Annotated in this window: 18 protein-coding genes; all 18 read right to left on the reverse strand. The window is 65.8% G+C overall.

Annotation, left to right across the window (positions count from 1 at the left end):
- Positions 1–1170: 1170 nt before the first annotated feature.
- Positions 1171–1392, reverse strand: coding sequence for a helix-turn-helix domain-containing protein (locus ACRXBZ_RS08360; RefSeq protein WP_433878577.1), 222 nt, complete (start codon positions 1390–1392; stop codon positions 1171–1173).
- A gap of 375 nt (positions 1393–1767) precedes the next feature.
- The gene (locus tag ACRXBZ_RS08365; RefSeq protein WP_433878578.1) at positions 1768–2103 is read right to left on the reverse strand and encodes a hypothetical protein; all 336 of its coding nucleotides are present in this window, start codon (positions 2101–2103) and stop codon (positions 1768–1770) included.
- A gap of 377 nt (positions 2104–2480) precedes the next feature.
- A complete protein-coding gene (locus ACRXBZ_RS08370; RefSeq protein WP_433878579.1) occupies positions 2481–3134 on the reverse strand; it encodes a thermonuclease family protein in 654 nt (217 codons plus the stop codon).
- Between the two features lie 223 nt (positions 3135–3357).
- Positions 3358–3864, reverse strand: a complete 507-nt coding sequence (locus ACRXBZ_RS08375; protein WP_433878580.1) for a single-stranded DNA-binding protein — start codon at positions 3862–3864, stop codon at positions 3358–3360.
- Positions 3865–5150: 1286 nt separating this feature from the next.
- The gene (locus ACRXBZ_RS08380) at positions 5151–5585 is read right to left on the reverse strand and encodes a hypothetical protein (RefSeq protein ID WP_433878581.1); all 435 of its coding nucleotides are present in this window, start codon (positions 5583–5585) and stop codon (positions 5151–5153) included.
- Positions 5582–6286, reverse strand: a complete 705-nt coding sequence (locus ACRXBZ_RS08385) for a hypothetical protein (protein ID WP_433878582.1) — start codon at positions 6284–6286, stop codon at positions 5582–5584. Before ACRXBZ_RS08385 ends, ACRXBZ_RS08380 begins: the two co-directional genes overlap by 4 nt.
- Before the next feature lie 345 nt (positions 6287–6631).
- Positions 6632–6799: a hypothetical protein gene (locus ACRXBZ_RS08390; protein ID WP_433878583.1), complete on the reverse strand. Its 168-nt coding sequence runs from the start codon at positions 6797–6799 to the stop codon at positions 6632–6634.
- A 523-nt stretch (positions 6800–7322) separates the two neighbouring features.
- Positions 7323–7526 carry a hypothetical protein gene (locus ACRXBZ_RS08395; RefSeq protein WP_433878584.1) on the reverse strand — a complete coding sequence of 68 codons (204 nt, stop codon included), beginning with the start codon at positions 7524–7526 and terminating at the stop codon, positions 7323–7325.
- 74 nt (positions 7527–7600) lie between these two features.
- Complete coding sequence (locus tag ACRXBZ_RS08400) at positions 7601–8023, reverse strand: hypothetical protein (RefSeq protein WP_433878585.1); 423 nt, start codon at positions 8021–8023, stop codon at positions 7601–7603.
- A gap of 115 nt (positions 8024–8138) precedes the next feature.
- Positions 8139–8489 carry a hypothetical protein gene (locus tag ACRXBZ_RS08405; RefSeq protein WP_433878586.1) on the reverse strand — a complete coding sequence of 117 codons (351 nt, stop codon included), beginning with the start codon at positions 8487–8489 and terminating at the stop codon, positions 8139–8141.
- A 274-nt stretch (positions 8490–8763) separates the two neighbouring features.
- Positions 8764–9039: a hypothetical protein gene (locus tag ACRXBZ_RS08410; protein ID WP_433878587.1), complete on the reverse strand. Its 276-nt coding sequence runs from the start codon at positions 9037–9039 to the stop codon at positions 8764–8766.
- A 339-nt stretch (positions 9040–9378) separates the two neighbouring features.
- Positions 9379–9798, reverse strand: a complete 420-nt coding sequence (locus tag ACRXBZ_RS08415) for a DUF6884 domain-containing protein (protein WP_433878588.1) — start codon at positions 9796–9798, stop codon at positions 9379–9381.
- On the reverse strand, positions 9795–10862 hold the full coding sequence (locus ACRXBZ_RS08420) for an N-6 DNA methylase (protein ID WP_433878589.1): 1068 nt from the start codon (positions 10860–10862) through the stop codon (positions 9795–9797). The genes ACRXBZ_RS08415 and ACRXBZ_RS08420 overlap by 4 nt, the downstream gene beginning before the upstream one ends.
- 274 nt (positions 10863–11136) lie before the next feature.
- Complete coding sequence (locus ACRXBZ_RS08425) at positions 11137–11457, reverse strand: hypothetical protein (RefSeq protein ID WP_433878590.1); 321 nt, start codon at positions 11455–11457, stop codon at positions 11137–11139.
- Between the two features lie 322 nt (positions 11458–11779).
- On the reverse strand, positions 11780–11974 hold the full coding sequence (locus ACRXBZ_RS08430; protein ID WP_433878591.1) for a hypothetical protein: 195 nt from the start codon (positions 11972–11974) through the stop codon (positions 11780–11782).
- A gap of 30 nt (positions 11975–12004) precedes the next feature.
- The gene (locus ACRXBZ_RS08435) at positions 12005–12421 is read right to left on the reverse strand and encodes a hypothetical protein (protein ID WP_433878592.1); all 417 of its coding nucleotides are present in this window, start codon (positions 12419–12421) and stop codon (positions 12005–12007) included.
- A 349-nt stretch (positions 12422–12770) separates the two neighbouring features.
- Positions 12771–13043, reverse strand: a complete 273-nt coding sequence (locus ACRXBZ_RS08440; RefSeq protein ID WP_433878593.1) for a hypothetical protein — start codon at positions 13041–13043, stop codon at positions 12771–12773.
- 64 nt (positions 13044–13107) lie between these two features.
- Positions 13108–13290 (reverse strand): hypothetical protein, encoded by a 183-nt coding sequence (locus tag ACRXBZ_RS08445; protein WP_433878594.1) that lies wholly within the window; start codon positions 13288–13290, stop codon positions 13108–13110.
- Positions 13291–13464: the final 174 nt, after the last annotated feature.

Below are 13464 nucleotides of genomic sequence, written 5' to 3' on the forward strand. Positions count from 1 at the left end.
GGCGTGCAGTTCTGCTGTCGCCGCCTTCATCACCGTCTGGTGGCGACCACGGAAGCTACCTACCGGGATCCAGCGTGAACCGTCGCTTGCCATCCACGCCGCCCCTGAAAGCTGAGGCGAGGGGCCAGAGACATGGCTGCCTTCCCGCCATTCCACGTGCCACTGGGCCGACCAGCCCAAGGTGAAGAGGGAAAGTAGTGGACGCGCTCGGCGTGCCCGGATCTCGCCTAGGTTGACGAGGAAGGTGTGCTGCCAGCTCCCGATGACCATAACGTCCTTTCTTACGGGAGAACTACGATCGACGTTGCCGTGTTTCCAGGCGTGCACGTCGTAGGGGACGAGCGGGGGAATAAGCTGCCGACAGTTGGTGATTTGGCCTGTGTTCAGCCATTCGCGGAACGAGTCCGGCACGTTCGGCAACATGCCGCGCGTTCCCGTGTTGTACGACTGGAGCTTGAGCTCAGCGGGTCTCGGTGTACCCGCATTCGCCGCAGGTGTGCGTGATGTTGTGGCGCGCGAAGGGACCGCGGACGTTCGATTCCATTTCGACGTGGTCGCAGTTAGGGCACGGCATGACTGGTCTCCTGATGAAGAGAAGATATTCTTTCACCAGCCAGTCCGGATCAGCTCTGCTGATCTCCACTCCAAAGGAAACCAAACCCCGGGATTGCCCAAGAGATTAAGACAAGAAGGATGTAAGCGCATCCGCATGACGATGTGTAGAAAGCAGAGCGCCCCCGACGCTCTTGGGAGAGCATCAGGGGCGCTGGTTGTGCCGGTTCAGGTCAGGCGTTGAACTTGTCCGTCAGAAACGCAGCCCACTGGCCGGCGGTGGCGGTGAAGTAGCCGCCGGCGCCGTCCTTGGTGTTCCTCCGCCTGAACCCCGACTGCCCCTCACCGAGCCCGAGCAACATAAAAGCCCCGCCAGAAGCGATCTCCGACAGGGCTTTTATGTGTTTGTAGCGGGTCGATCAGCCGTCGCCCGGGACTCAGTCGTCACGATCAACCCAGCGACCGTCTTGATGGTCAGGTGTGCGGGGCGTTCACAGCCGTACCTCCTTGTGTGCTGCGAGAGAGAGGATTCGCCCTGGGCGGGCGAGGGAACCGGAGCGTTGGAAAGATGCCCCGGTCCCGTCGCCTGCGTGTGAGCTGAAGCCTGCTGAGGTTCGGTCAGCGGATTCCACGTCCGGAGTCCAGGTTTCGGGTGCTCCCGCCACGGCCGCGGAGCTGAACTCCCCGCTGGCTCAGGAGCCGGTGGACGAAACCGTAGGAACGACCCGTTGCCTCCGCGAGGGCGCGAATGGAGGCGCCTTTCTCGTACTTGCGCTGGAGATGGGCGCCTACCCGTTCACGCTCCTCGCCGGTGATCCGGGTGTTCTTCTTGAGCTGCATTTGTGTTTTCCCTTCTCGTGAACTAGTCGATCATTTGCGGTAACTCGTCTGCCGCTGTCGGTGATGAGCAGACAGCGCAGTGGCGGCGGGGCCTTCGGCGCCGACCCGGCGCGCGGCCGGATATCGGCCGGGATCCCGGCTCGGTCAGGACATGGGGAACTGCGCGGGAGAATGCGGAGTCCTGGATGTGCCTGGCCGGGCACCGAGAGAGAAGGCGGTGCCCGGCCAGGGTGAGCGGGCAGCGTCGCTGGGGGGTAGCAGGCGCGCCCGGCTCGGCCGGATGGTCTTCACGTCACGCCAGAGCAGCGGCCGCATCGTTGACGTGGAACTCTGAACCCATGCCACCTTCGGCGGCGGGATCGTCGTCGATGGGGGTTAGTTCTCGCCCAGTTTGGTGGCGATGTCGGCGATGCGATCAACGAATACGGCGTAGGTGATGCTGCCTTCGGCGACGGACACCAGTGCGGCATCGAGCTCGGTGGCGATGTGCTTCCGGGCTTCCTGCGCGCCGGCGCGCTGGCCATCCTCGTGGGAGAGCTGCGCGAAGTGCTCGTGGGTCTTCTTCAGCCGCGGCGGGTGCTCGAAGGCGTCGTTGTAGCGACGGTTGTCGGTCGGGTGCGGCAGGATTGTCCTGGCGGCTAGATCGCGTACGTGCTGGGACCGGATCCGTAGATCGGCGTCGCAGAGCACGCGGAGTTCGATGAATGACATGGGGTTGCGCCCTTCGGATCTCGAGAGATGTTCGCGGGCATGCGAAAGACCCGCCTCCACTGCTGCGGAGACGGGTCTCGTGGGTGCGGGTTCGCGTGAGCGGGAAGGTCGATCACCGAGGGGCATGGTCGAAGGCGAAGGTGGTGGTGGCGAAGTCCTCGGTGTGGAATTCTCTGCTAGCCATGAGGTTCTTTTCGGTGCGGGTACGGGCAGCAGACCGCCCGGAGCGCCTTGGCAGTCGTTGGTGATCAGAACGACTCCCGGACGGAGCCTTGCTCCCTCGCTTTCCCCGCTCCCCCGCGTAACCCGGGGATGAAAGGCGAGTGGGGCGCCAGTACGTCGATCACGTGCTTGGTTGTGGTGGCGGCTCAGCCGGCTTAGCGGCGGCCGATGGTCTCGCAGTGGGAGTGCGTGCCAGCGTGCTGGTTTACGGCGGTGTCGGCGGCCATGCGGTATTCGGGCATGCGTTCCGGTTCAGGCCTGTCCTTGGGGTACCAGGGCATGGCGTAGCCGTCGACGATTTGCTGGAGGCCGGCGTCAGTGCCGTTGGGCGTAGCCACATACGCAAGCGATCGGCCGTAGTGGTCGGTGCGATCGGCCTTCGCGTCGTACTGGATTGTGACCGGCAGGCCCTGCGCCAGGGTGCCGCCCAGGTGATCGGTGGCCGCCTTCGCGCCGCACTCGGGATCGACATCTTTGTGGTAGTTCATCTCGGGAGCGTTGATGCCCAGGATCCTGACGGTGTGCTCAGCGACGCCGTTGTGCTCGCTCGTGGACTCGAGGGAATCCGCGACGGGCTTGACCGCGACCGTGTCGCCGTCGATGACGCGGATGACCTTGGTCCTGACGGCGGTGGGAGCTTCAGCCGTGGGCTGTTCGGCTGCCTCGGTCGATCCGGGCGTGCTGGGTACGCCGGTCTCGATCGGTCTGGGCGGGCTCGGCTGGTTTTCGCCGCAGCCGGTCAGCGCGCCGGCGCACAACAGGGCTGCGACGAAGGCGGTGACGGCGAGGCCTGAGGTGTTGCGGTTCATGGAGGGGTGCTCCTTGGCGGTAGTCGATTAGGTGAATGCGCGCTGAGCCGAAGGTCAGTGCAGAGTCGAACCGCGGGCATTCAGAACGCCGAGTGCTCTGCCGCTGAGACAGCACCCCGGCGCAGCGCCCGCCGAAGGCAGAGCACGCACCGGGGTGCTGCAGGAAAACCGAGACCGCTCCGAGGTGCGTTCAACCCCCGCCGCTCGCTCGTGGCGGGCTGCCTCAGGAGGCATCAGCCAGCTGTGGCTTCTCGGGCCCGAACGGCAGCTGCTCGTCCTGCACGGCGCTCGTAGCGGCAGCCGGTTGAGCGACGGGTGCCGAAACCTGGGCTTGCAGTGCCTGGTTCTGCGCCTCGGCGGCCTTAACGCGGTTGTTCATGCGGGTCTGGGTCACCGTGCGGGATTCGAGGAAGGTGATGTCCTCGGCGACGACCTTGAGGTCGAAGACCTCTGCGCCGTTTTTGACGTAGTGATCCATACGCAGCACGTGACCAATGGCGACGAGGTCGCCCTTGTGGATGTTTGCGTACGGACCCAGGTCCTGGACCTGGGCACGGACGAAGGCCTCGACCGGGATGGCATCGGACTCGCGCTCGTTCTGCTTGTTGAAGTAGTTCCGGTCGGCATAGACGGTGAACAGGACCTTCTTGGAGCCGTCCGCGTTCTCGAAGACCTTGGGGTCCCGGGCGAGGCGGCCGATCAGCTGTCCGTTGTTGCGGGGGTTCGACATCGCGAAGTCTCCTCGTATGCACGAAACGCGCGGGCAGTGTCACTGCTCCGCGCGTGAACTGGGTGAGTTGAGTATTGAGTTGTCTGTCAGACCCCCATCCGGATCAGCTGTGCTGATCAGATGATGATCTTTCATCGTGAGCTCCGAATCAGCTCCGCTGATCGAGTGCTTCTTCAATCCGAGTCCCGTATCAGCTCTGCTGATCAGACTCGTTCTTCTGATTGGTTGGATCATGTGGTGGGGGCAGAAGACCTGGTGGAAGGACTTCCCGTCCGCCCACGGCGGATCCACCGACGGTGGCGGCCATGACTCGGGACCGTGACCCGCGTGCTAACAGAAACGAGCATCACGTCACGTCGTCGGGCTCGTTTCCAGGGCTGTCGGGCGCGTCGGGATGGGTGATCCCGTGCTTCTCGGCGCGCCACAGCTCGGACTTACGACGCCCGATCTTGCAGCCGCACGGGACGTCAGCACTGTTGTCGGTGACGTATCTGCCGTTGTCACGGCATCGGTCACAGTCAGGCGCTGCTCTCCAGCCTGTGACAGGTCGTCCTCCGAACGGCAGGACATTGCCGTTGGCCATGTCAACCCCCTTCTTGGCAGCGGCACTTCATCGCGCTCCGGACAGTGGTGCGTCCGTCAGGTGCTTCCCAGCATGTTGCTGCCGGTACTTTTACGGATGATGTGATACCGATAAACCGTCAAGTGAAATGCGACTGCTTTTCTGACTCGCCGCGCTTCTGGTGTATTGACCAGAAATGACACAGTTGGTGGCCAATGTGGACACACCAGCGGCCCGCAACCGCTGGTACTCGTCGGGGCCGGCGCACCAGCCGAGCAATTCGGCCAGCGGGAGGTCGTCGGACGCCATCGCGGCTAGCACCACGACCAAGGCGGGCAAGTCGGCGCCGTCGAGCAGCTCGGCGACGCGGGTCTGGTCGTGGTCGTGGACGGCGGCGGCCAGCTGCGCCGGACGGGCACGAGAGCGTCGGTCCAGGCGGCCCCGGTCAGGGTTCGGCGGGTCATGCGGGCACCGCCTCGGTGTCGAGCGCCGCACGGATCTTGCCGATGGACATGCGGAGCCGTTTCGCGATGGCGGTGGCGCTCAGGCCGTCGGCGTCGAGCTGCCGGACAGCGGCGGTCCGGTCGACAGGGCGCAGCTTCGCCTGCGCTGGCCCGCACAGGCCAGTTCCACCGCGATCGGGTCCACCGCTTCGTCGGCGCTCTCCCCCGCTTCGGGGACGATGTCCGCACGTACTTGGCGCGGGTGCCGTGTTCGCGGGACATCAGACGGACACCGCCTCGGCGTCGGCGGCCAGCAGCGGAGCGCAACGCCACTCGAACGTCTCGACTTCTTCGATGACCTCGACCATCGGCACCACGACCGACGGATCCGGCACCTTCCGCGTCACGGTCTCCGTTCCAGTGACGACCCGCTCACACACAGCGCCGCGGTTGCCGAGTGCCTTTGCTTTGAACGGTCCCCACGAGATCGTCAGGTTGTAGAGGTTCTCGCCGATTTCCTTCTCAACCTTCGCGCCGTGCTTCAACGTGGCGCGGGCGATCGCGGCCATCTCCTCGGCGCTTTGCGGATACCACACGTTGATTCCGAAGAATCCGTCGAGGTAGGTAGCCGGAATTTCGGGGTGTGCCTCGATCATGTCGGCGAGGGCACGCAGTCCGGTGGCCTGCTGCTGGGCGAGCGCGTCGGTGGTGGTCACTGGGCGTCCCCCGCTCCGGCGGCGCGTTCGGCCTGCGCTGCGAGGTGGTCGGCGACGCGCTCGGCGTGGCGCGGCATGAGCCCGAGTAGTGGGTGCGCGGGGTCGTCGAGGTGGTGCGCGAGGAACGCGAGCAGTCGGCCGAGGCTGACGCCGTACTGTCCGGGGTGGACGGTCTTGGCGTGCTCGCGGGCGGTGTGGAGCCGGGCAGCGAGGGCGTGCCGGTAGGCGATCTGCTCCGGCGTCAGCTGTTCGGCGGCACGCTCGGCGTCGACCTTGCGGGCCTGCGCGACGAGTTCAAGGTGAGTCTCGGCCACCTTGGCGAAAGCGTGGAACGTCTCGATCCCGGCGGGCTCGATCGCCTTGAAGGTGTCCCGCGCCCAGTTGTACTCAACCCGTCCCTCCGCGATGTCCCAGCCGCCGGCGGTCTTGAACTCGCTCACCGGCCCGGGTCCGGCCGCGAGCTGGTCGGCGATTCGCAGCCGCGTTGCGGCGTGCCGGGTGCAGAACGCACGCTCGGCGTAGCCGCGCAGCTGCCACGCGCCGGGCTCGGTACAGGGGTTCCAATCGCCGCCGATGCAGCTGCGCCCCGGGAGGGCGAGCCAGGCGCGGTTGTCCTGCTCGACCAGGTCGTGGTCGGCGCGGTTGCGGGGATCGGCGAGCATGGTGGCGGCTTCCATCGGAGTAAGCTGCTGATCAGTCACAAGAGGTTCCTTCTCTCTGGTCAGCGGGCGCGCTCTTGGTGGGCAGCGACGGCCCGCGTTTTTGTTGGGGCTAGCGCCTGGCAGTGCACGGAGCAGTCCGGCGATCACGACCGGGTCCGGGGCCATTCGACCGGACAAGACGCGATTGACGGTGGTGTGCTGCACGCCCATTGCTCTGGCGAGGGCGTAGTTGCTGTGAAGCCCTGCGGCAGCCCGACGCTGGTTGAGTGCACCTGCTGCGGGCAGCGCTGGAATCGCTGGTGCTTCTTGGCGTGGCGGCACTTCGAGAGTCGTGATCTGGGGGTGCGTCGCGTTAGCGGTGGATGCGCGCGTGGACGGCCGCGATCAGGTCTCGCGGTCGAAGAAGTGACCTGTGCAGATCGCGACGAGCGCGAAGGTCGTTAGGGCGAGCACGATCGGGAACGGCAGCATGAAGGCCGCGTCGTCGATGCCCATGCCGATCGCCATGACGACGTCCAGCGCGAGCGGCGAGGGAGAGCACCAGGAAGCCACGGCCGCGAAAACGTTGGATGCGCCCTCGTGAAGACGGCTGAGTGAGCAGAGAGGTTTCTCTGTCGAAGAAGACCCGGAAGCCATGCTCTGCTGGCTTCGCTCTGTGCCCGCCGCCGGAGGCGGCACACTCCCCGGAGCTAGAGCAGAGCCTCGGCCGCAGGCCAGCTGTGCGGACCTGGACCATGGATGGTCGCCGCCGCCGGCTGCGTGTTCTGGGCTCAGAGCATGGTGATCAGCCAAAGGGGAGCCTCCCTGGCGCAGCGAAATGCTGTACCAGGGAGGTTTCTTGCCGGTGCGGGCTTGGTAGTTCAGAGCAGGGTCGTGTTCACAACAGCCCGACGCGACCGTGCGAGTGCAGCTCGGTCCGCAGTTCCGTGAGCAACTCGCCCAGCAGGTTCTGACCTTGCTCTGCCCCGGGGTCCCGGCCTTAAGCACCCAACGACGTGCAGTTCAATGTAGCTCAGCAGTTCGCGGTACTGATCCCACTCGTCGTAGCTCTTCCGATCTTCTTCGATCGCCTCGGTCACATCACGGCGTCCGCCAGGTCGTCGATCGCCTTGAGGGCGGCGTTGTGAGCGCCGTCAGCTTGGCGGGTGCCGTTGTGTCCGTCCCAGTAGCAAGCGGTGTTCTCTGCGATTCGAACTTGACTGACAGCCTTCTTGGCGGCTACGCGAAGCTCGTCAGTGCTGTCGGTCTGGCTGTCGGGCTCGTGTTCGTCGTTCGTCATCGTCATTCCTTCACGGTCGTGTCACAGCGGCTGAGACTGCCTGGGTTGCCCGGCCGGGCCGCTGCGGTGGCCGGTCAGTAGGGCCAGATGCCGCGCGACATCTCGTAGTTCTCTTGTGCGCGGGCTTCCCAGTAGCCTCGGTCTTCAAAGTGGCGTTCCACGGCGCGGTCGGCGGCCAGCTCGCCTTCCATCTGCCAGCGTTCCTCTTCCCCTGCCTCGAAGCAGGCGCGAACGTGGCCCGCGCTGGCGTGGCGCACCACGAGGTCGTCAAAGACGTCGAAGCAGTGGCCGCAGACCACGCCGGACAGCGTGGCCTCCGGGCGGCCGAACTGGTGGTAGCGCATGAGGTCGGCAACTGGCGTGGCCGCGAACGTCGCCATCGGGATGCTGGGCGAGCCAACAAGCATGACGACGTTCATCCTCATCTGGATGATGAAAGCTGTTTCGCTGACGCATTCCGGGCAGCGGACGCCCTTCAGAATCCCAGTGTTGGACAAGACGCACTCCTTGCGGGCTGGTGACGGGCGACTGCGTGGCGGGACTCCCGCTGCCGCTTCTCAGAGCGGCGGCCGGGGGCTCTCGATCGAGACCTTCTTACCGCGGGCGATCTCGTCAGCGCCGATGATGATGCGGTAGCCGCCGACCGGGTAGCTCGGGTGGTTCGAGGAGACCACGGGCGCACTTCCAGGAGCCGGAGTTGCGCTGGCGAGGCAGCGACTCCTCGTCGACGCCCTCGGGGAGCGGGTCTTTGTGGTACTCGATGGGCACCACCACGACGGTGTACTGCTTGTCGGAGCGCGGGGGTTCCCACGGCAGCTGCACGAGCAGGTCCTGCGGCCACTCCTTGATCGTGATCGGCAGGGTCGACAGGTAGTGGCTGATCGACCCCGCGGGGGCCAGCGCGAGGCGGGCCCGCTCCTGCTCTTCGGTCTCGACGAATCCGACACGGCTCAGGAAAGTCATGGTGATCATTCTCCTTCGCGACTGGGGTCCAGCCGGGTTCACGACCCGGCCAGTGAAGTTGTTCTTCGACGTCCGATCCGGATCAGCTGTGCTGATCCCCCGCCGATGACGAAAACCGCACCGGAAAAGAGAAACCCCGACAGGGAGCGCATCCCTGCCGGGGTCTTGAGCGGCCCGAAGACCGGCGCTGCGACGTCAGCTCGGCTGACGCGGGTCTGGGACGGCAACACGAACGAGCAGCCCCCGAAAGCACCGGGAGCCGAGTTGAGCTTGATCAGTTCGCATGGGTGAGCTTGGCGAGCTTGCTGGGTTCGATGTCGACCAGCGGGTGCCAGGTGTCGTCGTGGTCTTGCCAGGCGAGCACGGTGCTGGATCCCATGGGATTGGTGCCCTCGGCGATCTGGAGCAGCCGTTCCCAGTGGGCGTCGTCGATGTCGCGACGCCGCCATACCTTGTGAAGGAGCGTGTCGACGCCGACGGCGTCGATCTCGATGATGAACGCCTGAACGGGATCCTTGTCCAGTTCGTCCCAGGTACCGGTGCTGTGCATGACTGCCCTGCCCTCCCCGAAGTAGAAGATTGTCTTTCATCACGCCACTCGGATCAGCTGTGCTGATCTTCTTTCCCACCCGCGCGTCCCGGCGTCATCGCATCCCGCCGCCGCACATCGAGCACGGCAAGGAGTTGCGATCATGCCGAAACCTGTTGTGGAACACGAGATCCCCGGTACATGGCGAAGTATCCGGCTTTCATTCGGGCCACCTTGTCGCGTTCGCTTTCCTTGTACCAATCAGCCTGGCAAGCCGCCCGGTCGATCTCCGCGCAGAGCTCGTTCACCCGCGCCAGGCGGTGATGTAGCTGGTGCCGATCAGCGCCACCATGTTCGCGCCTATTTCCGCGCATTGAGCCGGGTGATCACGGCACGCTGCTCGCCGATCCCGCGACATCCGTCGTAGGCGTCGCGCACCACGCACTCGCCGGTGAGCGCGGCGGCCTCGGCGAGCCGGGCAAGATAGGCGCGCGGCAGGTATGCCACCACCTCGCGCGCGTGCTCGGCGGCGAGCTGGGCGGCCAGCCGGTCGGCGACCACGCTGCCGGAGTCGCCCATGGTGACGTCGTAGGGCGCGAGCACCGTGTCCGGGCTGACGAGGCCGTGCAGGGCGGACAGGATGCGCACCGGGGCACCGACGGCGGCCCGTTCGACCCCGGCCAGGACGAACCGGAAATGTGCGCTCCTGTAGAGCAGGCGGGCCGCCGCCGGGTGGTTGAGCTTCGCCCGGCCGCAGGGGACGACCAGCAGCCGCGTCACGACCCGCCGGCCAGAGCCTCGCTGGGGTCGGCGAGCAGGTCCACCGGGACATCCGCGCGCGCGTCGTCCCCGCGCGGTTCAGTGGCCGGTTCCGACGCTGGCTCGGGTTCCGGCTCCGGCGTCGGCTCCGGTTCGGGCGTCTCGACCGTGACGTCCTCGGGCGCAGGCTGTGGCTTGTCGTCCTGGTCCTCCTCGCCGATGGTCGTCTCCAGCGCGCGGAACGCGTCGAGCCACATCCGGTCCCGGCGCAGGTTGCGGGCCAGCTCCAGCGTCTCCCGCCGCTCGCCCGCGGCCCGTTCCAGCGTGCCCACCGGGTCGGTCAACGAGTTTCCGACCGCGAGCAGCACGTTCCACCCGAGTCCCCAGAGGACGACGTTCACGGCCAGGCACGCCACTGCCACGTGGTCGATGTCGATGCCGCACCAGCGCGCGGCGGCCGGGTCGCGTCCCTCTGCGCGCATCACCGACGCCGCCGCCCGGAACTGGCCGCCCGTTCCGCATGCTGGGTCGTGCACGCTCTCCCCGTCGCCGACGCCGAGCATCCTGGCCATCAGCTCTGCGACCGGGCCGGGCGTGTAGAACTGACCGCGGCCTTGCAGCGCGCTTGTGGGCCGCATCAGCGTGAGCACGGTGCCGAGCAGGTCGATGTCGTTGCGGGTGTCGGTGTCGGTGAGGCTGAACTGGTCGTACTGCAACGCTGCTTGACCGACGTACTTGGCGGCCTTGATCTTCTGGTCGGTCATCGGCCGTTCCGTGTCCATCCACGGATGCACGAGCGGCCACACCCGGTTCGCCAGGTCGGGGCGGGCCTGGATGAACCACCGCCACATCTGCCGGATGTGGCGGGCGAACTCGTCGGCGGACAGGCCGATCAGTTCGGTGGCCAGCTCGTTACGCACCTCGTGCGGCGGGCAGATCAGCGACAGTGCGGCCACCACCGACACCGGGATCTCCAGGTCCCCCGAGCCGTGGTGGCCGTACCACGCCTCGGTGACCTTCTCGCCGATCCGTACCGCGTGCTCGTCGGGATGCCGTGGTCCGGGCCGGATGCGCACAAGCGACATCGCGTCCTCCTGGTCTCATCTGGTCGGAAACCCCTGTGGCTGCTCGTCGTGTCCAGCACGAAGCACCCACAGGACGGGCCTGGCCCCCGCCGGATGGCGGGGGCCAGGAATGGGTCAGTACGTTCGATGTTCTTCATCGGGCGGCGGCCGTTCACCGCGCACAACCGGATCAGCTCCGCTGATCAGACTCGTTCTTCGATTTCCCGATCTCAGCCAGCGTCTGCGCCCTTCGCGCGTCGTCTTCGATGCGATCGAGGCGCTCGGCGGCGCGGGTCTATCGGAGCGTCACCTCGACCTCGTAGACCGTCGAGGCGAATCGCCCGACGGCAAGTGCGTATACGGGCCGTACCAAGCCGGCTGCTGCCAGCCGCGCGGTGAGTCCGGCGTGCTCCGACCAGTCCTTGATGAACACGTTGCCGGGCTCCGGCGTCAAGCCGTATGCATCCAGGTTCACCGAGATGCGCTCGGGGCCCTCGTCGGTTTCCAGCAGCAACGACCGGTTCGCGTCGTCGTGACAGAGCGAGCCGGCAAGCTCGATCCCGCCGAAGTCGACGGTGACGTTCTCTTTCGTGGCAGGTTCAGTGGGGTGAGCCATGCGTCTCTCGCTCTCAGGCTGGGAGGTGGGATGCCGGAATTGGTGGCCCCGCTCCGTCGTGGTTTTCTGCTGAGCTGCGACCTTTGCACGTGTAGGAGCGGAGTGTGGGGCTCGTCTGGCTCATCACGCGGCGATCCGGGGGCTGTGCGTAGTACGGCGATGGGCCTTGTTGGGGCTGGTCGCGGCCTTGACGAAGACCAGGCTCGAACGAGGTCTCGTTAGAGGCCCCCGTTCGACCCAGTCGTAGACTTCGGCGGGCCGGGTCATGGGTTGTCGGCGTACATCACCTTGTCTGCCTGCCTGAGCAGTGCTGACAGGCTGGTTATACGAACACGATCTTCCGGAGCGGGATCAGCAGGACGAGATCGGTGAGGTTTTCCTCGCCGCGGATGAAGCGCATGCCGTCGTCGAACGCACCGAAGACGGTCTGACCGCCGTCACGGACGGCGGTCACGGTGCCGTAGCGGGTGTTTGCGCGACGCGAGAGCCGAATCTGGTCGCCGACCTTGAACATCATCGTTAAGTTCTCCTAATTCACAGACCGGGGTCAGAGCGCGGCGATGTCGCGCAGATCCACGAAGTCGTCCCAGTCCCACCCGTCGTCGGTGTCGTCGCTGGGAAACCAGCCGACCGAGTCGCACTCGTATCGGCGTGCGCCGAGTTCGTCGACGAGCTCGACCTCGTCGCCCACCGACAACGGCCGCAGCCCTTTGGCGCGGTAGTCGGCGGCGAGGTGGCTCTCGCCGACGTTGAACTCCTCGAAAATTGCCTCCAGCAGATCCTCATTGCTGGAGCCCTCTATCCGGGGCCACGAGCAGTCGTGGACGTGCTCATCGCTGCCGAAGCCGCGATGGTAGATCGACACCTTCACCGTATCGGTCCCGGACCTCGTGGGCGTCGCGATTCCGCCGGGCGTGACGCGGGAACGGATTCGGTTGATCAGAGCGGCAACGGCAGTGAGCACGGCTTTTCCTTTTGGCCGGAGGAAAAGTGACCGGTGTCTACTAAGGACAAACTGATTCTGTCGGCGATCGAGCGATTGTTCAGGCACTGCGAATGATCGAGGAGCCGATCTTGGCGATGAGCCAGATCACGCGAGGACCGCGAGCACGAGGAGGGCGAGGAAAGCCCAGCTCCGCAGCGGGGTCATGGGCAGCATGGCGGGGCACTCTCCTTCGGGACCGTGAACCGGTGACCCCTGCCGCCGGCTGATCTTCGTCATGGAGATCCCAGGACGCAGCTCTGCTGCGTCAGCTGTTGCCCTTTTCTTTTAGTGCCAGGTACGGCCGGATCACCTCGGATCAAACACCTGCTCAGGCCAGCCGCACGATCGTGTGCCCGCAAGAGAGGTAGGTGATCTCGTACAGCCGGTCGTGCTCCCAGGCGAGGTCCCAGTCGCTGGGCGACAGGGGTAGCGGCTCGATGGAGCAGTCGACGACGTCGCGGGGCATGCCCGGCTCGCCGTCCTCGTGGAGCGAGCAGTTGTCACACCACTCCTGCTCGGGTAGCAGGGCGGCGATGTCGTCCAGCTCGTGCCCGGCAGGCGACGCCGCGAGTTCGGCGTCGACGGGGATTACGATGGTCATGATGGGGAGTCCTTCCCAGGTCGGGTGATGAAGCCGACGTCTCAGTCGATGAGCGCGCTGTCGCTTACGAGGGGCGCACTTGCTGTGGGCAGCGCTGAAATCGTTGGTGTTTCTTGGCGTGGCAACACTTCGAGATCCCGTCGGCGTACTGCACGTTGTTCAGCGGGTGCGGGATCGTGGTCTTCGTCGCGAGCTCGCGGACCTTCGGGTCGCGCGTGCGCCGATCGGCGCCGGAGAGGCTGACCATGTGCTCAACGTCCCTTTCCTGTGCGTGGAGACGAGGTGCTCATGGTTGGAATCCCCTCATGAAGATGGCTGAGTGAGCAGAAATGTTTCTCTGTCGGAGAGAATCCCGAAGCCATGCTCCGCTGGCTTCGCTCTTCGCCTTCTCGCCGCCGTAGGCGGCGCGCTTCCCGGAACA

Source organism: Saccharopolyspora hattusasensis (assembly GCF_050972075.1).
Taxonomy (GTDB): Bacteria; Actinomycetota; Actinomycetes; order Mycobacteriales; family Pseudonocardiaceae; genus Saccharopolyspora; species Saccharopolyspora hattusasensis.